General features: G+C 57.5%; 22 protein-coding genes. 9 read left to right on the forward strand and 13 right to left on the reverse strand.

Annotated features, from left to right (window positions below; genetic code table 11):
- The first annotated feature begins 131 nt into the window (after positions 1-131).
- Together fieF and pfkA are read left to right on the forward strand one after the other, a co-directional pair.
- Positions 132-1,034, forward strand: a complete 903-nt coding sequence (fieF, locus tag VZP09_RS21185) for a CDF family cation-efflux transporter FieF (protein ID WP_328795396.1) — start codon at positions 132-134, stop codon at positions 1,032-1,034.
- 196 nt (positions 1,035-1,230) lie between these two features.
- Positions 1,231-2,193 carry a 6-phosphofructokinase gene (pfkA, locus tag VZP09_RS21190; protein ID WP_002882911.1) on the forward strand — a complete coding sequence of 321 codons (963 nt, stop codon included), beginning with the start codon at positions 1,231-1,233 and terminating at the stop codon, positions 2,191-2,193.
- Positions 2,194-2,254: 61 nt separating this feature from the next.
- Here pfkA and rraA read toward each other — a convergent pair whose 3' ends face one another.
- The 7 genes from rraA to priA all read right to left on the reverse strand — a co-directional run bounded on the left by rraA (position 2,255) and on the right by priA (position 10,225).
- Complete coding sequence (gene rraA / locus VZP09_RS21195; protein WP_002882913.1) at positions 2,255-2,740, reverse strand: ribonuclease E activity regulator RraA; 486 nt, start codon at positions 2,738-2,740, stop codon at positions 2,255-2,257.
- 92 nt (positions 2,741-2,832) lie between these two features.
- Positions 2,833-3,753, reverse strand: a complete 921-nt coding sequence (menA, locus tag VZP09_RS21200) for a 1,4-dihydroxy-2-naphthoate polyprenyltransferase (protein ID WP_002882914.1) — start codon at positions 3,751-3,753, stop codon at positions 2,833-2,835.
- A gap of 69 nt (positions 3,754-3,822) precedes the next feature.
- Complete coding sequence (gene hslU, locus VZP09_RS21205; RefSeq protein WP_002882917.1) at positions 3,823-5,157, reverse strand: HslU--HslV peptidase ATPase subunit; 1,335 nt, start codon at positions 5,155-5,157, stop codon at positions 3,823-3,825.
- A 9-nt stretch (positions 5,158-5,166) separates the two neighbouring features.
- Positions 5,167-5,697, reverse strand: coding sequence for an ATP-dependent protease subunit HslV (hslV, locus tag VZP09_RS21210; protein WP_002882918.1), 531 nt, complete (start codon positions 5,695-5,697; stop codon positions 5,167-5,169).
- Between the two features lie 91 nt (positions 5,698-5,788).
- Complete coding sequence (gene ftsN, locus VZP09_RS21215) at positions 5,789-6,757, reverse strand: cell division protein FtsN (RefSeq protein ID WP_328795397.1); 969 nt, start codon at positions 6,755-6,757, stop codon at positions 5,789-5,791.
- Between the two features lie 93 nt (positions 6,758-6,850).
- Positions 6,851-7,879 carry a DNA-binding transcriptional regulator CytR gene (gene cytR, locus VZP09_RS21220; RefSeq protein WP_002882921.1) on the reverse strand — a complete coding sequence of 343 codons (1,029 nt, stop codon included), beginning with the start codon at positions 7,877-7,879 and terminating at the stop codon, positions 6,851-6,853.
- A 150-nt stretch (positions 7,880-8,029) separates the two neighbouring features.
- Complete coding sequence (priA, locus tag VZP09_RS21225; RefSeq protein ID WP_080845384.1) at positions 8,030-10,225, reverse strand: primosomal protein N'; 2,196 nt, start codon at positions 10,223-10,225, stop codon at positions 8,030-8,032.
- A gap of 252 nt (positions 10,226-10,477) precedes the next feature.
- Here priA and rpmE point away from each other — a divergent pair, with 252 nt between their 5' ends.
- Positions 10,478-10,690 (forward strand): 50S ribosomal protein L31, encoded by a 213-nt coding sequence (gene rpmE / locus VZP09_RS21230; RefSeq protein ID WP_002882922.1) that lies wholly within the window; start codon positions 10,478-10,480, stop codon positions 10,688-10,690.
- 101 nt (positions 10,691-10,791) lie between these two features.
- On the opposite strand, the gene metJ is transcribed toward rpmE, so the two are convergent.
- Positions 10,792-11,109: a met regulon transcriptional regulator MetJ gene (metJ, locus tag VZP09_RS21235; RefSeq protein WP_002882924.1), complete on the reverse strand. Its 318-nt coding sequence runs from the start codon at positions 11,107-11,109 to the stop codon at positions 10,792-10,794.
- A gap of 267 nt (positions 11,110-11,376) precedes the next feature.
- Here metJ and metB point away from each other — a divergent pair, with 267 nt between their 5' ends.
- Positions 11,377-12,537, forward strand: coding sequence for a cystathionine gamma-synthase (gene metB, locus VZP09_RS21240; protein WP_004150388.1), 1,161 nt, complete (start codon positions 11,377-11,379; stop codon positions 12,535-12,537).
- A gap of 2 nt (positions 12,538-12,539) precedes the next feature.
- Entirely contained in the window at positions 12,540-14,972 is a 2,433-nt protein-coding gene (locus VZP09_RS21245) for a bifunctional aspartate kinase/homoserine dehydrogenase II (protein ID WP_002882944.1), read from the forward strand.
- On the opposite strand, the gene VZP09_RS21250 is transcribed toward VZP09_RS21245, so the two are convergent.
- A complete protein-coding gene (locus VZP09_RS21250) occupies positions 14,947-16,083 on the reverse strand; it encodes an IS1/IS1595 family N-terminal zinc-binding domain-containing protein (RefSeq protein ID WP_021440975.1) in 1,137 nt (378 codons plus the stop codon). The genes VZP09_RS21245 and VZP09_RS21250 overlap by 26 nt on opposite strands.
- Positions 16,084-16,221: 138 nt before the next feature.
- Between VZP09_RS21250 and VZP09_RS21255 the strand changes: the two genes are divergently transcribed.
- A complete protein-coding gene (locus VZP09_RS21255; RefSeq protein ID WP_064168387.1) occupies positions 16,222-17,778 on the forward strand; it encodes a bifunctional metallophosphatase/5'-nucleotidase in 1,557 nt (518 codons plus the stop codon).
- A 37-nt stretch (positions 17,779-17,815) separates the two neighbouring features.
- On the opposite strand, the gene VZP09_RS21260 is transcribed toward VZP09_RS21255, so the two are convergent.
- A complete protein-coding gene (locus VZP09_RS21260; RefSeq protein WP_002882947.1) occupies positions 17,816-18,187 on the reverse strand; it encodes a carboxymuconolactone decarboxylase family protein in 372 nt (123 codons plus the stop codon).
- A 91-nt stretch (positions 18,188-18,278) separates the two neighbouring features.
- Between VZP09_RS21260 and VZP09_RS21265 the strand changes: the two genes are divergently transcribed.
- The 3 genes from VZP09_RS21265 to VZP09_RS21275 all read left to right on the forward strand — a co-directional run bounded on the left by VZP09_RS21265 (position 18,279) and on the right by VZP09_RS21275 (position 21,328).
- The gene (locus VZP09_RS21265; protein WP_016529658.1) at positions 18,279-19,187 is read left to right on the forward strand and encodes a LysR family transcriptional regulator; all 909 of its coding nucleotides are present in this window, start codon (positions 18,279-18,281) and stop codon (positions 19,185-19,187) included.
- Between the two features lie 228 nt (positions 19,188-19,415).
- Positions 19,416-20,303 (forward strand): methylenetetrahydrofolate reductase, encoded by an 888-nt coding sequence (gene metF, locus VZP09_RS21270; RefSeq protein ID WP_002882952.1) that lies wholly within the window; start codon positions 19,416-19,418, stop codon positions 20,301-20,303.
- A 143-nt stretch (positions 20,304-20,446) separates the two neighbouring features.
- Positions 20,447-21,328 carry a DMT family transporter gene (locus tag VZP09_RS21275; RefSeq protein WP_016529657.1) on the forward strand — a complete coding sequence of 294 codons (882 nt, stop codon included), beginning with the start codon at positions 20,447-20,449 and terminating at the stop codon, positions 21,326-21,328.
- 63 nt (positions 21,329-21,391) lie between these two features.
- Here VZP09_RS21275 and gldA read toward each other — a convergent pair whose 3' ends face one another.
- From gldA to VZP09_RS21290, 3 genes are all read right to left on the reverse strand, one after another.
- Positions 21,392-22,495: a bifunctional L-1,2-propanediol dehydrogenase/glycerol dehydrogenase gene (gene gldA / locus VZP09_RS21280; RefSeq protein WP_004146274.1), complete on the reverse strand. Its 1,104-nt coding sequence runs from the start codon at positions 22,493-22,495 to the stop codon at positions 21,392-21,394.
- Between the two features lie 54 nt (positions 22,496-22,549).
- Entirely contained in the window at positions 22,550-23,212 is a 663-nt protein-coding gene (gene fsa, locus VZP09_RS21285) for a fructose-6-phosphate aldolase (RefSeq protein WP_004177977.1), read from the reverse strand.
- Between the two features lie 205 nt (positions 23,213-23,417).
- Positions 23,418-24,404 carry an AraC family transcriptional regulator gene (locus VZP09_RS21290; RefSeq protein WP_328795399.1) on the reverse strand — a complete coding sequence of 329 codons (987 nt, stop codon included), beginning with the start codon at positions 24,402-24,404 and terminating at the stop codon, positions 23,418-23,420.
- Positions 24,405-24,413: the final 9 nt, after the last annotated feature.

Below are 24,413 nucleotides of genomic sequence, written 5' to 3' on the forward strand. Positions count from 1 at the left end.
CCATCCCTGTCTTCCCCCACATGATGTGGGGGTTTTTTTTGCCCTTTTTACGGTAAATCAACTCCTTCGCCTATCCCGTGAGCGTCACAAGTTCGGGTTATACTAAGCGCATTGCAGGAGAAGGAGCCTATATGAATCAATCTTATGGCCGGTTGGTGAGCCGCGCCGCTATCGCCGCGACGGCTATGGCCTCCGCGTTACTTTTGATCAAAATTTTTGCGTGGTGGTATACCGGTTCTGTCAGTATTCTGGCTGCGCTGGTGGATTCGCTGGTGGACATTGCCGCCTCGCTGACCAACCTGCTGGTGGTTCGCTATTCGCTACAGCCTGCTGATGAAGAACATACCTTTGGTCATGGCAAAGCGGAGTCGCTGGCGGCGCTGGCGCAAAGCATGTTTATCTCCGGCTCGGCGCTGTTCCTGTTTCTCACCGGCATTCAGCACCTGGTGCGTCCGGAGCCGCTGCAGGCCGCCGGCGTCGGGGTCGTCGTCACATTGATCGCCCTCGTTAGTACGCTGGCGCTGGTGACTTTCCAGCGCTGGGTGGTGCGAAAAACCCAGAGCCAGGCGGTGCGGGCGGATATGCTTCATTATCAGTCTGATGTTATGATGAACGGCGCCATTCTGGTGGCGCTGGGCCTCTCCTGGTACGGCTGGCATCGCGCCGACGCGTTGTTTGCCCTGGGGATTGGCATCTATATTTTATATAGCGCGCTGCGGATGGGCTATGAGGCGGTTCAGTCACTACTCGACCGCGCCTTGCCTGACGAGGAGCGTCAGGACATTATCACCATCGTGACCGCATGGCCCGGCATCCGCGGGGCGCACGATCTACGAACGCGGCAGTCAGGGCCGACCCGCTTTATTCAGATTCATTTGGAAATGGAAGATAACCTCCCGCTGGTGCAAGCCCACGTGATTGCAGACCAGGTGGAGCAGGNGATTCTGCGCCGTTTCCCGGGGTCCGATGTCATTATCCATCAGGATCCCAGCTCTGTGGTGCCAGCGGCGCAGCAGGGCTTTTTTGAGCGTTAGGTTATAGTCTGTAAACTCGATGTAAAAATGTGGGGCAGATCGGCATTTTTTGTATAAATTACCGCCGTTTGGTCTGACCTGAATCAATTCAGCTTGAGGCGTTTGATATACTATTGTCATTAGCGTCGTGCACTCCTGGTGAGGGAGCGCTTCAGGCAACAGAATTATTTTTTGCTTCCTAAGTTCAGAGGTAGTCATGATTAAGAAAATCGGTGTGTTGACAAGTGGCGGTGATGCGCCGGGCATGAACGCAGCAATTCGTGGCGTTGTGCGCGCGGCATTAACGGAAGGTCTGGAAGTTTTTGGAATCTATGACGGTTACCTCGGATTGTATGAAGACCGTATGGTTCAGCTCGACCGTTACAGCGTTTCCGACATGATCAACCGCGGCGGTACCTTCCTGGGCTCCGCTCGCTTCCCGGAATTCCGCGAAGAACACATCCGCGCTGTGGCTATCGAAAACATGAAGAAGCGCGGCCTGGACGCGCTGGTGGTTATCGGCGGTGACGGTTCCTATATGGGGGCGATGCGCCTGACCGAGATGGGCTTCCCATGCATCGGCCTGCCGGGCACCATCGACAACGATATCAAAGGCACTGACTACACCATCGGCTTCTTTACTGCCCTGAGCACCGTGGTGGAAGCGATTGACCGTTTGCGCGACACCTCCTCTTCGCACCAGCGTATCTCCGTGGTGGAAGTGATGGGCCGTTACTGTGGCGACCTGACCCTGGCGGCGGCGATTGCCGGCGGCTGTGAGTTCATCATGGTGCCTGAAGTGGAATATACCCGTGACGATCTGGTGGCAGAAATCAAAGCCGGTATCGCGAAAGGGAAAAAACACGCTATCGTGGCCATCACCGAGCACATGTGCGACGTTGACGAGCTGGCAAGCTACATCGAGAAAGAGACTGGCCGTGAAACTCGCGCCACCGTCCTCGGCCACATTCAGCGCGGCGGTTCCCCGGTTCCTTACGACCGCATCCTGGCTTCCCGCATGGGCGCCTATGCGATTGAGCTGCTGCTGCAGGGCCATGGCGGCCGTTGCGTCGGCATCCAGAACGAGAAGCTGGTGCACCACGACATCATCGATGCCATCGAGAACATGAAGCGTCCGTTCAAGAACGACTGGCTGGATTGCGCGAAGAAACTGTACTAAGTTACGCGCCGGATAAACAAAAGGCCTTCTCATGGAGAAGGCCTTTTTTATGGCGGAAGGTTTATTCGATATCCAGCGGGTCTTCCGACAGGATCATCCCGGTGTTATCGGCATACAGATGGTCGCCGGAGAAGAAAGTCACCCCGCCGAAATTGACGCGCACGTCGCTTTCGCCGATGCCTTCGCCAGCCGCGCCGACCGGAATAGCCGCCAGCGCCTGAATACCAATGTCCAGTTCCTCAAGGTCGTCAACCTGGCGCACCGCGCCATAGACCACCAACCCTTCCCATTCATTCTGGACGGCCAGACGCGCCAGGTCTGCGTCAATTAACGCGCGTCGTACTGAGCCGCCGCCGTCGATCAGGAGAATATGACCACGGCCATTCTGCTCGAGCAGATCGTAGAGCAACCCGTTATCCTCGAAACATTTAACCGTAATGATCTGTCCACCAAACGACGACCGTCCTCCAAAGTTAGAGAACAGCGGTTCCACGACGTTGACATCTTCCTGGTAGATGTCACAAAGCTCGGAAGTATCGTATTTCATAGGCTTAACGTTCAGTTGCTGCGAGAGTTTTTAGTATATCCCGCGAATCGCATTGTTGGCAAAATCATCAATTGTTAATTGATATTTGTCAGTTAAGCCATCAGCTTACTGGCAATAATTCCGATAACAAACAGCAGGTTGGTTAGTAAAGCCCCTTTGACCGTCTTTTCGAGCATTGGCCGCATCGCCAGCGGATCGGATTCGCGCAGGACGTAGCGCGCCTGTTTCACCAGCAGCGGCGTGGCGAGAATAAACAGCCAGCCCCAGGCTGAATGCAGCGCCAGCAGGTTAAACAGCGCCAGACACAGCAGGGCGCCGAGCAGCAGGCAGGCATGATAGCGGCGGGCATTGACCGGGCCCAGGCGCACGGCGAGGGTGTTCTTCCCGTTCTGCCGGTCGCTGTCGATATCGCGCAGATTATTGATGTTCAGCACGGCGGTCGCCAGCAGACCGCAGGCTGTCGCCGGCAGAAAAATGGCCGCTTCCACATTATGGGCTTGCAGATACCAGCTGCCGAGGACGCTCAGCCAGCCGAAGAAAACGAGTACTGAGATATCACCCAGACCAATATATCCATACGGACGGGTGCCCACCGTGTAGGTGATGGCGGCCACGATAGACAGGCCTCCCAGGGCGAGGAAGCCGATGAAATCGCCGACGCTCTGCCAGGCGGCGCACAGCAGCGCCAGACCAAACAGACAGATCAGCACGACGGTGACGATCAGGGCGCGCTTCATCTGCTGGGGGGTAATCACCCCTTTCTGCATCCCGCGCAGCGGCCCGATGCGATCCGGTTTATCGCTCCCCTTAACCGCGTCGCCGTAGTCATTGGCGAGGTTGGAAAGAATTTGCAGCAAGCCGGCGGTGATCAGCGCCAGCAGGGCAACCCAGGGATCAAAATGGCCCTGCTCCCAGGCAAGGACGGTGCCAACAATAATCGCGGCAAATGCCAGCGGTAACGTTTTAGGACGCAGGCTTTCCAGCCACGCCTGTGAACGGCTGATATCAGTCATAGTTATTTTAGCCAATAAAAATGGGGGCGATAGCCCCCATCAACAGTGATGAAAATGCATTGCACCGGATTATAGGATAAAACGGCTCAGATCTTCATCTGCCACCAGAACATCCAGGTGTTTACTCACATATTCGGCATCAATAGTGACGGTCTGGCCGTTCATCTCGCTGGCATCATAGGAGATATCTTCCACCAGGCGCTCCAGCACGGTGTGCAGGCGACGCGCACCGATGTTCTCGGTGGTTTCGTTTACCTGCCATGCGGCCTGGGCGATGCGCTTGATGCCGTCTTCGGTGAATTCGATGTTCACTCCTTCGGTCGCCATCAGCGCCTTGTACTGCACGGTGATGGAGGCATTCGGCTCGGTCAGGATGCGCTCGAAGTCGTGGGTGGTCAGCGCCTTCAGCTCAACGCGGATCGGCAGACGCCCCTGCAGTTCCGGGATCAGATCGGATGGGCTGGCCACCTGGAATGCGCCGGAGGCGATAAACAGGATGTGGTCGGTCTTGACCATCCCATGTTTGGTGGAGACGGTGCAGCCTTCCACCAGCGGCAGCAGGTCGCGCTGTACGCCTTCGCGGGAGACGTCCGGGCCGGAGGTGTTGCCGCCGCGCTTACAGATTTTGTCGATTTCGTCGATAAAGACGATACCGTGCTGCTCTACAGCGTCGATGGCTTCCTGCTTCAGCTCTTCCGGATTGACCAGTTTGGCCGCTTCTTCTTCAATCAGCAGCTTCATCGCGTCTTTGATTTTCAGCTTACGCGGTTTCTGCTTCTGGCCGCCGAGGTTCTGGAACATAGACTGCAGCTGGCTGGTCATCTCTTCCATGCCCGGAGGGGACATGATTTCAACGCCCATCGGCGCCGCAGCGAGATCGATTTCAATCTCTTTATCGTCCAGCTGGCCTTCACGCAGTTTTTTACGGAACGCCTGGCGCGCTGCAGACGGTTCCTGCGACGGCTCAGTCTGGCCCCAGTTGTTCTTCGCCGGTGGGATCAGCACGTCGAGCACGCGCTCTTCCGCCAGCTCTTCCGCGCGGTAACGGTTCTTATCGATGGACTGCATACGAACCATTTTGATCGCCGCATCGGTCAAATCGCGGATGATGGAGTCCACTTCTTTACCGACATAGCCCACTTCGGTGAACTTCGTCGCTTCAACTTTGATAAACGGCGCGTTGGCCAGTTTTGCCAGACGACGGGCGATTTCGGTTTTACCGACGCCGGTTGGGCCGATCATCAGAATGTTTTTCGGCGTGACTTCATGACGCAGTTCTTCGTTAAGCTGCATCCGACGCCAGCGGTTACGCAGGGCGATAGCAACAGAACGCTTGGCGGCGTCCTGACCGATAATGTGTTTGTCCAGTTCGCTGACAATTTCGCGTGGGGTCATTTCAGACATGGGAGATCCTTACGCTTTAGAAGGTAATTCTTCGATGGTGTGGAAATGGTTGGTATAGATGCAGATATCACCTGCAATATCCAACGCTTTCTCGGCGATGTCGCGCGCGCCCATATCGGTATTTTCCAACAGCGCGCGGGCCGCGGCCTGGGCGTAAGGACCGCCGGAGCCGATAGCAATCAAATCGTTTTCCGGCTGTACCACGTCACCGTTACCGGTGATGATAAGCGACGCGTTTTCGTCCGCGACGGCCAGCAGCGCTTCCAGTTTGCGCAACATCCGGTCAGTTCGCCAGTCTTTGGCCAGCTCAACGGCGGCCTTCACCAGATGGCCCTGGTGCATTTCCAGTTTACGTTCAAACAGTTCGAACAGCGTGAAGGCGTCGGCGGTGCCGCCAGCGAAACCGGCAATCACTTTGTCGTTGTACAGACGACGCACTTTCTTCACATTGCCCTTCATCACGGTGTTGCCCAGCGTGGCCTGGCCATCACCGGCAATAACAACATGGCCGTTACGGCGAACACTTACAATTGTAGTCACGAGCAGACCCCTTGGTTGCAAAAGCGGAACAGGGGCCCCGCGCTGTCCGCGGGGCCGAATGCAATTATAGATGGGGGGGATTTTGAGGGTTTCAACCCCTGGCGGCGAGACGAATGCAGTTCGCGTGTCCAGCCATCTTCAGGCGGGTGATCATCTCGTTGGCGCTTTCTTTGCCTTTCAACGGGCCAATAACCACGCGGTTCCAGCCGTTGTTAGTGGTAATGTGCGAAGCAAACCCTTCGAAAGCCAGCTGAGCGCGGACGGTTTCGGCCTGCTCGGCGCCTTTAAAAGAGCCGCACTGGATCATCCAGCTACGATCGTCTTTCTTCTCGGCGGTGGTTTTCGGCGCTTCTTCCACCCGAGTTACCGGCGCCGCGGCCTGGGTACGCGGCTGCGTGGTATTGGTATGCGCTGGCGTCTGCAGCAGATCCTGGTACGGCTGCTGGTTTGACGCGGTCTGCTTCGGTTGTTGCTGCTGAACCGGCTTCGGCTGCTGAACGCGCGGCGGCTGCTGTTGGACGGTCTGCGCCTGAGTCTGCGCCCACTGTTGCTGCTGCGCCTGCTGCTGTTGCTGCGCTAAACGCTGACGCTGAAGCGTCTGCTGGCGCTGCGCCGGCGTTTGTTCGTTCCACGGCACTTCGGTCAGCTGGGTCGGCTGCTGGCGCATATCGGCCTGCATCTGGGCGAGCAGCTGGCGCTGCTCGTCGGTCAGCTGTTCCGGTTTCATGACTTCGCCACCGGCGGTCGGTTCGGTCGGCGCGCGGACGCCAGGCTGGCGGCTTTCCAGCTCTTTAATATAGCGCCAGCGCTCTTCCGGTTTGGGCGGCAAGCCGTTGCCGGCGGCCTGGCGATTTTGCATCGCTTCCGCTTCTTCTTTCTTATGATGCGTAATGAAATAGAGGCCACCGATAAAGGCCACCAGCACAGCCGCCGCGATCGCCACCATCGCCGGTGAAATCGCCGGAAGGCTGCTTTGCTTATTCCTTGAGCTTCGGGTCGTGCTCTTTTTGNGCCGCGAAGAAGCCGGTTGGCTGCGGCGTACATAATCTCGTTGTGCCACTATCGTTTCGCTGTCTTATATTCGTTCGTCAGCCCGCCATGTTACTTAAGCGGCGGGCCTTTGACCAGAAGAGCAGGCCCGAAAGCCTGATGGTTATCGTCTGATTTTTTGCGTACTGCCGCGAACAATCAGTTCGCAATCGAGCAGACGCGAGCCGCTGTTCACGTTATGCCCCTGCATTTGCTCCAGTAATAGCAGCATTCCTTCACGGCCGATATCAAACCGTGGCTGTGAAACCGTGGTCAACGGCGGATCGCAAAATTCAGACAACGCGATGTTATCGAAGCCGACAATTGACAGGTCGTCCGGCACTTTCAGACCGCGACGTTTTGCCAGCGATAAGGCGCCCAGCGCCATCACATCGCTATGGCAAAAGACCGCCGTGGGCGGCACCGGCTGCGCCAGCAGCTGCTCCAGCGCATTGGCGCCGGCTTCGAAGGTAAAGTTGCCGCGAGCAATATAGTGCGGATCGACGGTGATACCGCTGCGGCGCAGCGCCTGCACATAACCCTGCAGGCGATAATGGCACAACGGCATATCTTCCGGGCCGGCGATACAGCCGATACGCTGATGTCCCAGCTCGTGGAGATAATTTACCGCGTTAAAGGCCGCCGTCAGGTTATCGATATGGACGGTGGGCAGCTCCAGCTCCGGCGCAAACTCATTCGACATGACCATTGGCGGCAAATTGCGCTGCTCTTCCACGCTGGCGTCAAACGGCAGGCGCGAGCTGAGCAGCACCATGCCGTCGATCTGCTTGGTGATGATAAGGTCGATAAAGGTTTTTTCTTTCTGATTCTGGTGGGCGCAATCGCCGATTAACACCAGATAGCCGTGCTCGGCGGCAGTGACTTCAATACCGCGGATCACTTCACTAAAGAAGGGGTCGCAGATATCCGGGACGATCACGAGGATCGTCCGCGATTCGTTGCGCTTCATATTGCGTCCGAGCGACTGCGGTAAATAGCCGACTTCCAGCGCCGCCTGCTCGACCCGGTTACGGGTGGCTTGCGACACCTTATCAGGGTTCATCAACGCTCGGGACACGGTTGCCGTGGAAACGTTTGCCTTGAGGGCGACGTCTTTCATGGTGGCGGCAACCACTTGTTTTTTGGGCTTCACCTGGTTTCTCCTCGCTGAATGGCGCTGGCATTTCCCTTGGGCGCTAACTGCTGCATCATTTTTATCAGATAGTCGCGGCAGTGAGTTACAGAATTTTCATGAAAAACGTGATGCTTGTTAAATTTTTCGATCCGGCTCGCAAGAGAAGGCTTATCCTTCAATCGGATCGACATCCAGCACCCACTTCACTTTTCTCGCCTCCGGAAGCGTATTGATCAGCGCCAGCGTACCGCTAACGATATGTTGCAGACGCACCCGCGAAGGATGCTGCAGCAATATTTGCCAGCGCCAGCGGCCGCCGCGCTTTGGCGCCAGCGCCGGAACCGGACCGAGCACCCATAGCTTTTCGTCGGCCAGCGGGCTGGCCTGCAGCAGATTGCGCAGCTGCTGTAAAAACAGCGGCGCCTGCTGGTTGTTATGGTCTTCCGCACGAATCAGCACATGGCTGGTCCACGGCGGCAGCTGCATCGTCTGCCGCTCTGCCAGCGCCTGTTCGGCAAAGGCGTCGTAGCCTTTATACAGCAGGGTCTGCAGTAGAGGGTGTTCCGGATGGTGGGTTTGAAGAATGACCTCGCCCTGTTTTCCTGCCCGGCCCGCTCGTCCGGAGACCTGGGTATAAAGCTGAGCGAAACGCTCTGCGGAGCGGAAATCAGCGGAAAACAGCGCCCCGTCGACATCCAGCAGGGAGACGAGGGTGACGTCCGGGAAGTGGTGCCCTTTGGCCAGCATTTGGGTGCCAATCAGAATACGCGCCCCGCCGCGATGGACGGCGGCGAGATGCTCCTCCAGCGCTCCTTTGCGGCTGGTGGTATCGCGGTCGATACGCGAGATAGGCACCTCAGGGAACAGCGGCGCCAGGGCCTGCTCCAGCTGCTCGGTGCCGATCCCTACCGGCACCAGATGCGTGGAGCCGCAGGAAGGACACTGGCGCGGGATCGGGCGCTGGCTGTCGCAATGGTGGCAGCGCAGATGGTGCTGCGCCTGGTGCAACGTATAGTAACTGTCGCAGCGCGGGCATTCCGCTATCCAGCCGCAATCGTGGCACAGCAGCGCTGGCGCAAAGCCGCGGCGGTTAAGAAACAGGATCACCTGGTTATCCGCTTGCAGGTGCTGGCGCATACGGCTAATCAGCGCGGGAGACAGGCCCGCCTGCAGCGGTTGCCCTTTGAGATCGAGCACGTGCTGCTGGGCCGGGCGCGCATTGCCCGCGCGTTTGCTTAAGGTTAACTGGCGGTATTTACCCTGGCGGACGTTATGCAGAGTCTCCAGCGCCGGCGTCGCCGAGCCGAGAATTATCGGGATCTGCTCGCTATGGGCGCGCCATACCGCCAGGTCGCGGGCATGGTAGCGCCAGCCTTCCTGCTGCTTGTAGGAGCTGTCATGCTCTTCGTCGATGACGATGACGCCGAGATCTTTAAATGGGGTAAACAGCGAGGAGCGGGTGCCGATCACAATGGCCGCTTCGCCATTTTTCGCCTTCAGCCAGGCCGAGAGACGTTCGCTGTCATTGAGCCCGGAGTGCAGCACTTCCACCGGCGCGTTAAAGCGCTGGCGAAATCGGGCGATGGTTTGCGGCGTCAGGCCGATCTCCGGCACCATCACCAGCGCCTGGCGCCCCTGCGCCAGCACATTCTCCAGCACGCTCAAATAGACTTCCGTTTTCCCGGAGCCGGTAATACCCGCCAGCAGCCAGGCGGAGAAACGATCGGCGGCGCTGTTGATCGCCCCGACGGCGGTGGCCTGCTCGGTATTCAGGCGCAGGCGTTCGCCGGCAACCGAATACGCGCTGCGCCAGTCGGTGAGGGCGGGCGCTTCGCAGGCCAGCTCCGCCAGCCCTTTACCGCGCAGCGCCTGCAGCGCCGCTTCATTGAATTCCAGTTCGCCAACCTGATGACGCCAGATTTTGCCCTGGCGCAGCGCCGCCAGCGCCTGCTGCTGCTTCCGGGAGCGTTTCAGACCGTTAAGGTCGACAACCTGCCCCTGCTCGGTGGCGAACCAGTACCACAGCGGCGTGGCGCTGGCGGGTTTGCCCTGGCGCAGCATAACGGGTAATGCATGGAACAGCACATCGCCGATCGGGTGATGGTAATACTCAGCCGCCCACATCAGCAGTCGCCAGACAGTCGTGGAGAAGACCGGCTCGTCGTCCAGCGCTTCGGCGACCGGTTTTAGCTCATCCAGCGGCAGTTCGCTGCGCTCGCTCACCGCCGCGACAATGCCGATCCGCTCCTGTTTGCCGAACGGCACCCGCACCCGACAGCCCGCTTTGACCGCCATGCCTTCAGGCAGCAGGTAGTCAAAAGTGCGCGGTAGCGGAACGGGTAGGGCAACGTGGGCGACGGACATGTCATCTTCCTGACTTGAAATCTGGCGGGATAGTATACACATTACGATAAGGCGGCGCGGATCAGTTTGCATATGCTGGTCAAATTCTGTATGATTCGCCGCCTTTGATGCGCTTTATATCGCATTGAAGATTGACCATTACCGCGTGCTTCACGCTGTCAGCAGCGTAGAAGGCGACGGGAAATTACTAATATCGCGTGGTGTCTGGCGTTAGGGCTGGAAGAGCGACGCGGCCTTAACTGAGGTTCTCCCATGAAAAAAGGTATTCACCCAAATTACGACGAAATTACTGCTACCTGTTCTTGCGGTAATGTCATGAAAATCCGCTCCACCGTTGGTCACGACCTGAACCTCGACGTGTGCGGCAAATGCCACCCGTTCTTCACCGGCAAACAGCGTGATGTTGCTACCGGTGGCCGTGTTGACCGCTTCAACAAGCGCTTCAGCATCCCGGGCAGCAAGTAAGTTGCCAGAAGAAGCCGCCTCAGGGCGGCTTTTTTGTCTCTTCCGCCTGCCTGGGCGGGAAAGAAAAAAGGGCGGAAGATTATTCCGCCCTTTTTATCGTCTCAGTATTCCCACGTATCCGGGTCGATTCCCAGTTCACGCATAATCGCTTTCGCCGCTTCCGGGATCTCATCGCTGCGCTCTTTACGCAGGTCTTCATCGTTAGGCAACGGTTGTCCGGTAAAGGCATGCAGAAACGCTTCGCACAGCAGCTCGCTGTTGGTCGCGTGACGCAGGTTATTCACCTGACGACGCGTGCGTTCATCGGTGAGGATTTTTAACACCTTCAGAGGAATGGAAACCGTAATTTTCTTTACTTGTTCACTCTTCTTACCGTGCTCAGCGTATGGGCTGATATATTCGCCGCTCCATTCAGCCATGAGATACCTTAATCCTCTGTTTATTAGTGAAGGGCCAGAATATTCCGCCCGGGCTATAATTGCGCGTAGTTTACCGTATGCGCGGGCTTTCTGACATGAGATAAGCCGCCGACGACGTGCGCTAATGCATATAATTTTAACGGCTATTTGCACTTTGCTCAATCTATACGCAAAGAAGTTTAGATGTCCAGATGTATTGACGTCTATTGTGACAATGATTACTCTGGAGCCTGACTTTTCACCGATTCAGCCCAGGAACTTCCCAACATGACGCGTAAACAGGCCACCATCGCAGTGCGTAGCGGTTTAAATGACGACGAGCAGTACGGTTGCGTTGTCCCGCCGATTCACCTCTCCAGTACCTATAACTTCACCGGCTTTAATGAACCGCGCGCCCACGACTACTCCCGTCGTGGCAATCCGACGCGCGATGTGGTGCAGCGCGCCTTAGCGGAGCTGGAGGGCGGCGCCGGCGCGGTGCTGACCAATACCGGAATGTCGGCGATCCTGCTGGTGACGACGGTGTTCCTTAAACCGGGCGATCTGCTGGTGGCGCCGCACGACTGCTACGGCGGCAGCTACCGTCTGTTCGACAGCCTGGCGAAGCGCGGCTGCTATCGCGTCCAGTTTGTCGATCAAAGCGATGAGCAGGCGCTGCGGGCGGCGCTGGCGGAAAAACCGAAGCTGGTGTTGGTGGAAAGCCCAAGTAATCCATTGCTGCGGGTGGTGGATATTGCGAAAATCTGTGGTCTGGCGCGTGAGGCCGGGGCAATTAGCGTGGTGGACAACACCTTCCTGAGTCCGGCGTTGCAAAACCCGCTGGCGCTGGGCGCCGATCTGGTGCTGCATTCCTGTACCAAATACCTCAATGGTCACTCCGATGTGGTGGCCGGGGTGGTGATTGCCAAAGATCCGGCAACTGTCACCGAACTGGCATGGTGGGCGAATAATATTGGCGTCACCGGCAGCGCCTTCGACAGCTATCTGCTGTTGCGCGGGCTGCGGACGCTGTCTCCACGGATGGAAGTGGCGCAGCGAAATGCCCTGGCGATCGTTGAGTATCTGAAAACCCAGCCGCTGGTGAAAAAGCTGTATCATCCATCGCTGCCGGAAAACCAGGGGCATGAAATTGCGGCGCGTCAGCAAAAAGGTTTTGGCGCAATGTTAAGCTTCGAGCTTGACGGTGACGAGCAGACGCTGCGCCGTTTTCTGAGCGGGCTGTCGCTGTTTACACTGGCGGAATCGCTGGGGGGCGTTGAAAGCCTGATTTCCCATGCGGCAACGATGACGCATGCCGGCATGGCGCCTGAAGCGCGTGCCGCCGCCGGAATTTCAGAAACGCTCCTGCGTATATCGACCGGTATTGAAGATGGTGAAGATTTAATTGCCGACCTGGAAAATGGCTTCCGGGCAGCAAACGAGGAATAAAGATGAGTGTGATTGCGCAGGCAGGGGCGAAGGGTCGTCAGCTGCACAAATTTGGTGGGAGTAGTTTAGCGGATGCGAAATGTTACCTGCGCGTCGCGGGGATCATGAAGGAGTATTCGCAGGCGGGGGATATGATGGTCGTCTCCGCCGCTGGCAGCACCACCAACCAGCTGATCAGCTGGCTTAAGCTTAGCCAGAGCGATCGCCTTGCTGCGCATCAGGTTCAGCAGTCGCTTCGCCGCTATCACACCGAGCTGATTGGCGGTCTGCTGGAGCCTGCGGCGGCGGATACGTTGATAGCCGCCTTTATCCACGACCTTGAGCGTCTGGCTGGTCTGCTGGACGGCGGGGTTTCCGAAGCTGTCTATGCGGAAGTAGTCGGCCATGGGGAAGTGTGGTCCGCGCGCCTGATGGCGGCGGTTCTCAATCAGCTGGGTATGGAAGCCGCCTGGCTGGACGCGCGCGCGTTCCTGCGCGCGGAACGCGCCGCGCAGCCGCAGGTGGATGAAGGATTATCCTATCCGCTGCTGCAGCAGCTGATGGCGCAGCATCCTAACAAACGTCTGGTGGTGACCGGCTTTATCTCCCGTAACCAGGCCGGCGAAACCGTCCTGCTGGGCCGTAACGGGTCTGACTACTCTGCCACCCAGATCGGCGCGCTGGCGGGCGCCTCCCGGGTCACTATCTGGAGCGACGTTGCCGGGGTGTACAGCGCGGATCCGCGCAAGGTGAAAGACGCCTGCCTGCTGCCGCTGCTGCGTCTGGACGAAGCCAGCGAGCTGGCGCGCCTGGCCGCGCCGGTGCTCCATGCCCGCACGCTACAGCCGGTTTCCGCCAGTGATATCGATCTGCAGTTACGCTGCAGCTACACGCCGGAACAGGGTTCCACGCGCATTGAGCGCGTGCTGGCCTCCGGTACCGGCGCACGGATTGTCACCAGCCATGACGACGTCTGCCTGGTGGAGTTCCAGGTGCCGGCCGGTCACGATTTCAAACTGGCGCATAAAGAGCTGGACGCTCTGCTCAAACGCGCCCAGCTGCGCCCGTTAGCCGTTGGCGTCCATGCCGACCGTAAGCTGCTGCAGTTCTGCTATACCTCCGAGGTGGCCGACAGCGCGCTGAAATTGCTCGATGAAGCCGGTCTGCCGGGCGAGCTGCGTCTGCGTCAGAAGCTGGCGCTGGTGGCGATGGTGGGCGCGGGAGTCACCCGTAACCCGCTGCACTGCCACCGTTTCTGGCAGCAGCTCAAAGGGCAGCCGGTGGAGTTCACCTGGCAGTCTGAAGAGGGGATCAGCCTGGTGGCGGTGCTACGCGCCGGGCCGACGGAAAGCCTGATCCAGGGGCTGCATCAGTCCTTGTTTCGCGCCGAAAAGCGTATTGGCCTGATGCTGTTCGGCAAAGGGAACATTGGTTCACGCTGGCTGGAGCTTTTCGCCCGTGAACAAACTACGCTCTCGGCGCGTACCGGTTTCGAGTTTATTCTCGCTGGCGTAGTCGACAGTAAACGCAGCCTGCTGAATTACGACGGGCTGGATGCCAGCCGGGCGCTGGCTTTCTTCAACGATGAAGCGGTGGAGCAGGATGAAGAGTCGCTGTTCCTGTGGATGCGCGCGCACCCGTATGATGATTTAGTGGTGCTGGACGTCACCGCCAGCGAACAGCTGGCCGACCAGTATCTTGATTTCGCCAGCCATGGCTTCCACGTCATTAGCGCCAACAAGCTGGCGGGCGCCAGCAGCAGTGATAAATATCGTCAGATCCACGACGCGTTTGAGAAGACGGGGCGCCACTGGTTGTATAACGCCACCGTGGGCGCCGGCTTGCCGGTGAACCATACGGTGCGCGACCTGATCGACAGCGGCGATACTATTCTCGGCCTGAGCGGTATCTTCTCGGGAACGCTCTCCTGGCTGTTCCTGCAGTTCGATGGCACCGTGCCGTTCACCGACCTGGTGGATCAGGCGTGGCAGCAGGGGCTGACCGAGCCGGATCCGCGCGTCGATCTGTCCGGTAAGGATGTGATGCGTAAGCTGGTGATCCTCGCGCGGGAAGCGGGCTATGACATCGAACCGGATCAGGTGCGTGTGGAATCACTGGTGCCGGCGCACTGTGAAGAGGGGTCGGTCGATCACTTCTTTGAGAATGGCGAAGAGCTGAACGAGCAGATGCTGCAGCGTCTGGAAGCGGCCCGCGAGATGGGGCTGGTGCTCCGCTACGTGGCGCGCTTTGATGCCAACGGCAAAGCACGCGTCGGTGTGGAAGCGGTACGCGAAGAGCACCCGCTGGCGGCGCTGCTGCCGTGCGATAACGTGTTTGCCATCGAAAGCCGCTGGTATCGCGATAACCCGCTGGTGATCCGCGGGCCCGGCGCCGGGCGCGATGTGACCGCCGGGGCGATCCAGTCGGATATTAACCGCCTGGCGCAGCTGCTGTAAGCGTCGCGTTATACTCTTGAACCAGTGAGGCCACTATTTGCGTTACGCGCCCTGCGGAATACAGGGCGCTCTGCGCAAACGCGGGTCTGTTTTTCAGCCATATTGTAAACCGTCGGCTGGCCGCAAGGTCTGGTAGAAAGGCGTTCTCTTCTACAGTGCCGGCAAGCCGGCAGACCATTTTCTGATTCTCTTCCTGCGTCCAACGCTGCCATGAATTTTGCCACCAGCCATGATGGGTTTTCCCCTGTAGCTGCCACGGAGCCGGGCTGGCTGGGTTCCTTATCTCTTCTTCCACATACCATAGATCGCCTTGCCGCTGACGAAAAAGCGGCGCCCAGGCAACGATCGCCGCGCCGCGTAAAAAGCATTCATGCGCAATAACGTGCGTTTTCACCTCTGGAAACCGCTGGCTGAGCAGTTTGAAATGACCGTGCGCGGCGATAACCGGGCGCAATATATTGCCGCGGGCATGGCGCTTTTGCATTGCGCTGCCGTACTGGATTTCATCGAACTGACTGCGTTGTAAAAAGCGCATTTCAGTGAGAGAAATACGTTGAATAATATCGTCAGTCTCCTCCCTGTCGGCTTGTCCGCCGCGCCAGCGATAGCGTAATGATTCGCCTACCGCGAAAGGAGTGAAATTAGAGGTAAGATGAATAACATTACCGCGCACGGCATCAAAGCTTAATAAAAAATAGAGCTTTTGCCCGGCGGCATTACCCTGGAATGGCGCTATCAACGGTACGCTGCAAATACGTCGTGGGGCTTCAATTGGGGCGATGTGTGGGAATTTTGGCGTCCAGACCTTTTTACAGTGGCGGCACTGAAGGCGTTGCGTACCCTGCGGATTGCGGCCGTAGCGAATAATATCCCGCTGATAGCATACCGGGCAAAAATAGCCGTAGCGGCGGGCATGATCCGCCAGATAAGCCGCCAGCCAGGGGCGGAATTCCCGTTCGTTAAACAGGGGGGGATAGCTGCCGCAGGCTGCGCAGTAGAGCGCCGGGTAGCCCAGTCGAAAATTCGGGAAATGATACTCAGCCGCAGACGGTAAACCTAAATTGCGGCAGCCAAAGGTTTTACAGGCGTTAATGGTAAAGAGAGTATCCACTGGCAGGTCAATACCAACGATTTTTACAGGTCGTTAATTTTGTCCTGCTCAGGTTGCATACAACTGTGAATGCTCTCACATAAAAAAGTCTTTCAGAACGTAACTTAGCGGTTCTTTATCACTCTGAAAGGAACTCCGATGAAACTAAAAACAATGAGCGCAGCACTTCTGTTGACTTTGCCTTTCTGGGCCTGCGCCAAAGATGTCACCATAATTTATACCAACGATCTTCATGCCCATGTCGAACCTTATAAAGTGCCATGGATTGCGGATGGTAAACGAGATATTGGCGGTTGGGCGAATATCACGACGATGGTGAAACAGGAAAAAGCGAAAAATAACGCGACCTGGTTTTTTGATGCCGGAGATTATTTTACCGGGCCTTACATCAGTAGCCTGACGAAGGGCAAAGCGATAATCGATATTATGAATACGATGTCCTACGATGCGGTGACTATCGGTAATCATGAGTTCGATCACGGCTGGGATAATACGTTGCTTCAGCTTAGCCAGGCGACATTCCCGATTGTTCAGGGCAATATTTTTTATCAGAACAGCGATAAATCGTTCTGGGATAAGCCCTATACCATTATCGAAAAAGATGGCGTGAAAATTGGCGTGATTGGCCTGCACGGCGTGTTTGCTTTTAATGACACCGTTTCTGCCGCGACGCGAGTGGGTATCGAAGCGCGCGATGAGGTGAAATGGCTACAGCATTATATCGATGAACTTAACGGTAAAGTGGATCTGACCGTGGCCCTGATCCATGAAGGCGTCCCGGCGCGTCAGTCGAGCCAGGGGGGAACCGATGTGCGTCGTGCGCTGGATAAAGATATTCAGACTGCGGGTCAGGTGAAAGGTCTGGACGTTTTAATTACCGGCCATGCTCACGTTGGCACACCGGAGCCCATTAAAGTGGGTAATACGTTGATTCTTTCTACCGATAGCGGCGGCATCGATGTGGGTAAACTGGTGCTGGATTATCAGGAGAAACCGCACCAATTCACGGTGAAGCACTTTGAGCTGAAGACGCTTTATGCCGATGAGTGGAAGCCTGATCCGCAGACAAAACAGGTCATCGACGGCTGGAATAAGCAACTTGATCAACTGGTGCAGCAGGTCATTACACAATCGCCCGTTGAACTGACCCGTGCGTATGGCATCTCTTCGCCGTTGGGCAATCTTGCCGCTGACGCCTTGCTGTTGGCAGCAGGTAGGAGTACGCAGATGGCGTTAACCAACTCGGGCGGGATCCGGAATGAGATCCCCGCCGGGGCGGTGAGCATGGGCGCCGTTATCAGCACCTTCCCGTTTCCCAACGAGCTGGTCATCATGGATCTAACCGGGAAGCAGTTGCGTAGCCTGATGGAGCATGGCGCCGGGTTGAGCAACGGCGTGCTGCAGGTCTCCCGGGGACTGGAAATGAAGTATGACAGCAGCAAACCTGTGGGCCAGCGCGTTGTGTTATTCAGGCTAAACGGTAAACCGATTGACGATACGACGGTTTACCATATTGCCACCAACAGCTTCCTTGCAGATGGCGGCGATGGTTTTGTCGCGTTTACCGAGGGGCAGGCGCGTAATACCTCCGGCGGCTATTACGTTTCAAATGCGGTCGTAGACTATTTCAAAGCCGGGCAAAAGATAACGGATGAGCAGCTTAACGGGCAGCGCGTTGTCGATGTGAAGAAATAAGTTTTTAAGGCCGGGCAGTCAGCCCGGCCTTAAGCGATCAGTGGGCCGCAAATACCGCCCTGGCGGCAAACAGGCCGTTGAGGGCCGCCGGGAATCCGGCATAGACTGCCATCTGCATGATCGCTTCCGTAATCTCCTCTTGCGTCAGGCCGACGTTTAATCCCGCGGCAATGTGTACTTTCAGCTGTGGCTCGGCGTTACCCAACGCCGTGAGCGCGGCGATGGTGGCGATTTCCCGGCTGCGTAAATCGAGCCCTGGCCTGGCGTAAATATCGCCGAAGGGGAACTCAATCAGATAGCGGGCGAAATCGGGGGCGATATCCCGCAGGCTGTCGACGACGGCTTCCCCGCCCTTACCATCCACCCGCTGAAGCATTTCCTGACCGATGATGTAACGTTCGCTGGACATCGTTTTTTCCTCTCTGTGATGGTGCGTTAAGAGGAAGGGTAGGGAAGTGTGCCGGACTTGAGTAATACCCTTTTCGTGATACCTTTTCAGTATGACAACTTCGCGATTACATTCCCTGGATATTCGCCTGCTGCGCGCCTTTGCCGTGGTAGCGGAGGAAAATAACATCAGCCGGGCGGCGCAGCGGTTATTTATCTCGCAGCCGCCGCTGACCCGCCATATCCGCCATCTGGAAGCGCAGCTGGGGGTGACGCTGTTTCAGCGCCATAGCAAAGGCCTGATCCTGACCGACGCGGGTAGAGAGGTGCTGGAGATGATTCAGCCTCTGCTGGCGCTCCAGGAACGCACGCTGGCGGCATTGAGTGAGCTCGCGGCCCACTCGCCGCAGGCTCTACGTCTGGGCGTGACGACGGCCTTCGAACAGGGCATTTTCGCCGCCGTTGAGGCTGCGCTGAGCGAACATACCCGCGCGTTGCATATCACCCGCCACGCCTCACCGGCGCTGGCTCAGCAGGTACGCAAAGGCAAACTCGATGCGGCGCTGGTCGCGTTGCCGCTCAATACTGAAGGGCTGCACCTGCACCCATTGCCGTATCATGAGCCGCTCATTGCGGCATTACCTGCCTCCTGGCCGGAAGCCGCCAGGCCAGGGCTGACGTTAAGCGCGCTCAATCATCGGCCGCTGTTCTGGTTTAAACGCGAGCGTAATCCTGGTTTCTTTGACTACACGCGCCGCATTTTCGACCGGGCTGGCTATGCCCCGACGTATGTGGAAGAACCGGCCGAGCATGATGTGCTGCTGGCGCGTATTGCGCGCGGGGAAGGCATGATCCTGCTGCCGGCGTCCTTTTCCGCGATTCAGCGTCAGGGGGTGGCGTTCTGCCCGGTGGCTGAGGGCGACGCGATGCCGTTAAGCCTTGGGGTGATTTATGCGCCTCACCAGTCAGAGTCCGTGCAGCAATGGCTTTCTCTGCTGGATGGCATTCTGGCGACTGGCTAGTCTCAGGCTGACTCGCGAGCCACCTTATATTGCCCACCGAGCCGCTTCCTGTGCGTGGCCAGGTGATCGGAAGATGAACTTTTTTCATGTAGGTGACCTATTCCTCACTCTTTACGCAGATTTTTCTATTGACGCCCGCGCGCTTTTCCGTCATTTTTACATCTGGACGTCTAAACGTATAGAAGTTCGCAATATAACAGCCATTACATGCGATTGATGAGGTAAGGTATGAGCTTTTTTCACGCCAATCAGCGGGAAGCCCTGAATCAGAGCCTGGCGGAAGTCCAGGGCCAGATTAATGTGTCTTTTGAATTCTTTCCGCCGCGCACCAGTGAAATGGAGCAAACCCTGTGGAAATCCATCGATCGCCTGAGCAGTCTGAAACCGAAGTTTGTTTCGGTAACCTATGGCGCGAACTCTGGCGAGCGCGATCGCACCCACAGCATCATCAAAGGCATTAAAGAGCGAACCGGTCTGGAAGCAGCGCCGCACCTGACCTGTATCGATGCCAGCCGCGATGAGTTGCGCACTATCGCTCAGGATTACTGGAACAACGGTATCCGCCATATCGTCGCCCTGCGCGGCGACCTGCCGCCGGGCAGCGGTAAACCGGATATGTACGCCGCCGATCTGGTGACGTTGCTGAAAGAGGTAGGCGATTTTGATATCTCTGTCGCCGCGTATCCGGAAGTGCATCCGGAGGCGAAAAGCGCGCAGGCGGATTTACTGAACCTGAAGCGCAAAGTAGAAGCAGGGGCCAACCGCGCGATCACCCAGTTCTTCTTCGATGTGGAAAGCTACCTGCGTTTTCGCGATCGCTGCGTCTCGGCAGGCATCGACGTGGAAATCATTCCCGGTATCCTGCCGGTCTCCAACTTTAAACAGGCGAAAAAGTTTGCGGATATGACCAACGTCCGTATCCCGGTGTGGATGTCAAAAATGTTCGAAGGGCTGGATAACGACGCCGAAACCCGTCAACTGGTGGGGGCGAATATCGCCATGGACATGGTGAAGATCTTAAGCCGGGAAGGGGTCAAGGATTTCCACTTCTACACCCTGAACCGCGCCGAGATGAGCTACGCCATCTGCCATACGCTGGGCGTACGCCCGGCCTGAGTTTTCATTAACGTTTAGTGCGATGGCGAAGCCGGTATTCGCCATCGCTTTTTTTTGCCCAAAACGCTGATACAGGTCAGGGGAGAGCAGAAGATAAAGCGCGTATAGTGCCAACCTGATAATTGACAGGGATGGGTTATGCAATGGCAAGGAAGAGCGATCCACTGGCGTTTGGTGGGTTGGCGTTATTAACGCTGATCTGGAGCTTTAGCTGGATCGCGATGAAGCAAGTGACGAGCTATATCGGCGCTTTTGACTTCACGGCGCTGCGCTGTATTTTTGGCGCCGTGGTGCTATGGATAGTGATGTTGATCCGCGGTAAAGCGCTCAAGCCGACGCCTTTCGGCTACACCCTGGCGATCGCGTTATTGCAAACCTGTGGCATGGTCGGTCTGGCACAGTGGGCGCTAATGAGCGGTGGCGCCGGTAAAGTGGCGATCCTGAGTTATACCATGCCATTCTGGGTTGTGGTGATGGCCGCGTTATTCTTAGGTGAGCGCATGCGGCGATGGCAGTATATCGCCATCGGGGTGGCATGCGTGGGCCTGATACTCGTACTTCAGCCTTGGCAACTCGACTTTACCTCCCTGAAAAGCGCCTTGCTGGCGATCCTCTCCGGCGTGAGCTGGGGGGCAGGTGCGATCGTCGCGAAGCGTATGTATACCCGGTATCCGCAGGTTGATTTGCTGGCGCTAACGACATGGCAGATGCTATATGCCGCCATAGTAATGAGCGTAGTGGCCTGGCTCGTCCCGCAACGGGCGGTAGACTGGCAGCCCGACGTTTTCTGGGCCCTGGCTTACAGCGCAATCCTTGCAACGGCGCTGGCCTGGAGTCTGTGGCTTTTTGTACTGCGTAATTTACCGGCAAGTATAGCCGGTCTGAGTACGCTGGCCGTACCGGTCTGTGGCGTGCTATTTTCCTGGTGGCTACTACATGAAAATCCAGGAAAGGTGGAAGGTTGTGGCATTGCGTTGATAGTACTGGCGTTGGCGATGATCAGTATCAAGAGACGAGGGGCATAGCCTGCTCCGGCCTGCAGAGATGCATAAAAAACACCCGGCTGACGCCGGGTGTTTTGCTCTGGTTTATTCCCATTCCTGCAGGAAGCGCTGACCATACTGGTCGGCCACCAGCAGCGCGGCGTAGACCTGGTCGGAATCAACGCCGCCCGGCATATTGTGAATGGTTTCGCCTTCAGCGCAGGCGGCTTCCGCCACCAGACGCATTTTGGTCGGGATATCACCTTTGATATCCAGCTGCGCCAGGGTGATCGGCAGCCCAACGCTGTGGCACAGTGCGGCGACGGTCTCTATTTCGTCCACCGGCGCATTTTCCAGCACCAGCTGCGTCAGGGTTCCGAACGCCACTTTTTCCCCGTGATAATAGTGATGGGCGTCAGGGATGGCCGTCATGCCGTTATGAATCGCGTGCGCCGCCGCGAGACCACCGCTTTCGAAACCCACGCCGCTCAGATAGGTGTTGGCTTCCACCACCCGCTCCAGCGCCGGGGTGACCACGTGCTGTTCGGCGGCCAGCATCGCTTTTTCACCCTCTTCGAGTAAGGTGTTGTAGCATAGCTCGGCCAGCGCCAGCGCCGCCTGGGTGCACTTCCCGCCCGCCATGGTGGTGGCGCCGCTACGGGAGCAGGCGCGGGCTTCGAACCAGGTGGCCAGCGCATCGCCAATCCCGGCGGCCAGCAGGCGGGCCGGCGCGCCGGCAACGATCTGCGTATCGACAATGACCATGTTGGGGTTGCGCGGCAGCATCAGGTAGCTGTCGAATTCCCCTTCGTCGGTGTATATCACCGACAGCGCGCTGCACGGCGCATCGGTGGAGGCGATGGTGGGGGCGATCGCCACCGGCACATTCATAAAGTGGGCCAGCGCTTTCGCGGTATCCAAGGTTTTGCCACCGCCGATCCCCAGCACGGCGGTGCACTTCGCGTTGCCGGCGATATCGCGTAGACGGTTGATTTCATTATGCGAACACTCACCGCCAAACGGCGCGATTTCGGCCGCCAGGCCAGCGTCGGCCAGGCTTTTACGCAGCATCTCTTCCGCAAACCCCAGGACGAACTTATCACCGACCACCAGCCAGCGCTCGGCCAGCGGTTTCAGATAGTCGCCGAGGCGCTTGATGGCGCCTGCGCCCTGGATATATTTGCCTGGTGATTGAATAATGCGATCCATTTCGATTCCTCCTCGATGACCGTGACGCCGCCCGCAGGCGGCTCGCGGATCCGGTTACAGATTCAGCGTGCCAAAGGCGTTATTCCAGTCCTGTTCGAACTTCTCTATGGCTGACTCTACCGCAGGGGTGCCGAGCATTTGTTGCGCTACATCTAGTGGAAGGGTGATTGCTTCGCAGCCAGCCAGCAGACAATCCAGCGCCTGGCGTGGCGTTTTGAAGCTTGCCGCCAGAACTTTGCTCTCGGGCGCATGCATTTCCAGCAGGGATTGCAGCTCCTGCACCATGCGGATGCCGTCCCCGCCCTGGGCGTCGACGCGGTTAACGTAAGGCGCGACGTACTTTGCGCCGGCCAGCGCGGCCAGCAGGCCTTGCGAAGCGCTGTAGACGGCGGTGCCAAGGGTCGGGATGCCTTCTTTCTTCAGCAGTTTGATAGCGGCGAGCCCTTCGGCGGTGACCGGGATTTTGACCACAATGCCCGGCACGGCATTGCTCAGACGTTTGGCCTCTTCCACCATGCCCTGCGCGTCGCGGCTCATGGTCTGCGCGAAGAGGGTGCCCTCCGGACCGACGGCTTTTTGCAGGCGCGGCAGCACATCCCAGACCGGGACTTTACCGGCGGCGATAATGCTCGGGTTGGTGGTTACCCCGGCCAGCGGGTAGATGCGGGCCAGGCGTTCCACTTCGGCGACGTTGGCGGTATCCAGATAGAGTTCCATTGTGTTTTCCTCAATGCTTAATTCGGTGCTGTCGTTGAGGTAAGCATACGGCTTTCGTTCGAAGGATCGCCAGATGACAAATTTGCCAAAAACTGGATAAATGTACGCATCGTGATTAAGGATGATTTAGATCACATTTATCGGCGCTGGCTGGGATGGGAGGTAACTATAGCGCGCACAAAAGTCAGGTTTAACACACAAAAATCTAGTTTTTTACCGGGGATGTTTTTTCCGTCAGCTNGCTATGGTACTGGCGGCGGTATTCAGACGGCGAGCGTTCCGTAGTTTTGCGGAACAGGCGGCAGAAGTAGTTGCTGTCGGCGAAGCCGCAGGCGTGGGCGATGTCTTTCACTTTCATATCGTGGCCCTTCAGCAGCATACGGGCCTGTTCGAGACGAATATGGTTTAGATATTCATTGAAGCCCATTGGCCCACATTTCTGGAACAGATGGGAAAGATAGTTGGGANAGAGGTAGAACGCCTGGGCCACCGATTCCCGGCTCAGCGGTTCCGCATAATGGATGTCCATATATTGGCGGATCGCTTCGAACAACGCCTGGCTGCGCGAGGAGGTTTGCGCCTGGCTGCCGAGAAGATCATGGCAGTGGCTGAGCAGGCTGACGACGATGCTGCGGGCGGTTTGCTGCTCCTGCGGTTGCATCCGGAGTTCATTGAGCGCCTGCAGCAGAAATGATCCGACGCGCGGCCCGCGGCGCAGCGCCTGCCGCTTGTCGACAACAGTTATCGCCTTGCCATTCCAGTGCTGCAGCGAGCACTCCAGCTGCTGCTTAGCGAACAGGATGCTTAACAGCAGGCAGGGCGCTTGCCACTGCGGGCAGTTCCAGCTATCGCCAGGGATATAGAGCACGTCATGGGCCTCAAGGAGCGGGGCGTTATCGCCGAGCGCCTGGTCGGGCAACTGCCCATCAAGGAGAATATTCAGACGGGGAAAATCCACCTGCACCACCGGCTCAGCAGGCGAGCGCGTCTCGCCGGCGAAATAAACCCGGCCGAGGCTGGTCTGCTTTTTTAGCAATGCATCAATAAGTTGATTGATATCGTTGTCCATCATTCTTCCGTTCAGCGCATCACCCTTTTCATCATACCGGACATTATTCCAGCGGTAAAAGCGCTTGCCTGTCGCTCTTGCCTCCCAGATAAGATATGTTATATCGTAACAATTTGTCGCCATTGATAGCAA

It is taken from the genome of Klebsiella sp. EMBS2024 (assembly GCF_036233805.1).
Taxonomy (GTDB): domain Bacteria; phylum Pseudomonadota; class Gammaproteobacteria; order Enterobacterales; family Enterobacteriaceae; genus Klebsiella; species Klebsiella pneumoniae.

What these genes read in the sequence shown, in the direction of transcription:
- pfkA (WP_002882911.1), top strand. Translation starts at nt 1,231, where the DNA reads ATGATTAAGAAAATCGGTGTGTTGACAAGTGGCGGTGATGCGCCGGGC.
- menA (WP_002882914.1), bottom strand. Translation starts at nt 3,753, where the DNA reads ATGACTGATATCAGCCGTTCACAGGCGTGGCTGGAAAGCCTGCGTCCT.
- VZP09_RS21245 (WP_002882944.1), top strand. Translation starts at nt 12,540, where the DNA reads ATGAGTGTGATTGCGCAGGCAGGGGCGAAGGGTCGTCAGCTGCACAAA.
- VZP09_RS21260 (WP_002882947.1), bottom strand. Translation starts at nt 18,187, where the DNA reads ATGTCCAGCGAACGTTACATCATCGGTCAGGAAATGCTTCAGCGGGTG.
- rraA (WP_002882913.1), bottom strand. Translation starts at nt 2,740, where the DNA reads ATGAAATACGATACTTCCGAGCTTTGTGACATCTACCAGGAAGATGTC.
- hslU (WP_002882917.1), bottom strand. Translation starts at nt 5,157, where the DNA reads ATGTCTGAAATGACCCCACGCGAAATTGTCAGCGAACTGGACAAACAC.
- gldA (WP_004146274.1), bottom strand. Translation starts at nt 22,495, where the DNA reads ATGGATCGCATTATTCAATCACCAGGCAAATATATCCAGGGCGCAGGC.
- metJ (WP_002882924.1), bottom strand. Translation starts at nt 11,109, where the DNA reads ATGGCTGAATGGAGCGGCGAATATATCAGCCCATACGCTGAGCACGGT.
- VZP09_RS21275 (WP_016529657.1), top strand. Translation starts at nt 20,447, where the DNA reads ATGGCAAGGAAGAGCGATCCACTGGCGTTTGGTGGGTTGGCGTTATTA.
- VZP09_RS21255 (WP_064168387.1), top strand. Translation starts at nt 16,222, where the DNA reads ATGAAACTAAAAACAATGAGCGCAGCACTTCTGTTGACTTTGCCTTTC.
- fsa (WP_004177977.1), bottom strand. Translation starts at nt 23,212, where the DNA reads ATGGAACTCTATCTGGATACCGCCAACGTCGCCGAAGTGGAACGCCTG.
- rpmE (WP_002882922.1), top strand. Translation starts at nt 10,478, where the DNA reads ATGAAAAAAGGTATTCACCCAAATTACGACGAAATTACTGCTACCTGT.
- metB (WP_004150388.1), top strand. Translation starts at nt 11,377, where the DNA reads ATGACGCGTAAACAGGCCACCATCGCAGTGCGTAGCGGTTTAAATGAC.
- VZP09_RS21265 (WP_016529658.1), top strand. Translation starts at nt 18,279, where the DNA reads ATGACAACTTCGCGATTACATTCCCTGGATATTCGCCTGCTGCGCGCC.
- metF (WP_002882952.1), top strand. Translation starts at nt 19,416, where the DNA reads ATGAGCTTTTTTCACGCCAATCAGCGGGAAGCCCTGAATCAGAGCCTG.
- priA (WP_080845384.1), bottom strand. Translation starts at nt 10,225, where the DNA reads ATGTCCGTCGCCCACGTTGCCCTACCCGTTCCGCTACCGCGCACTTTT.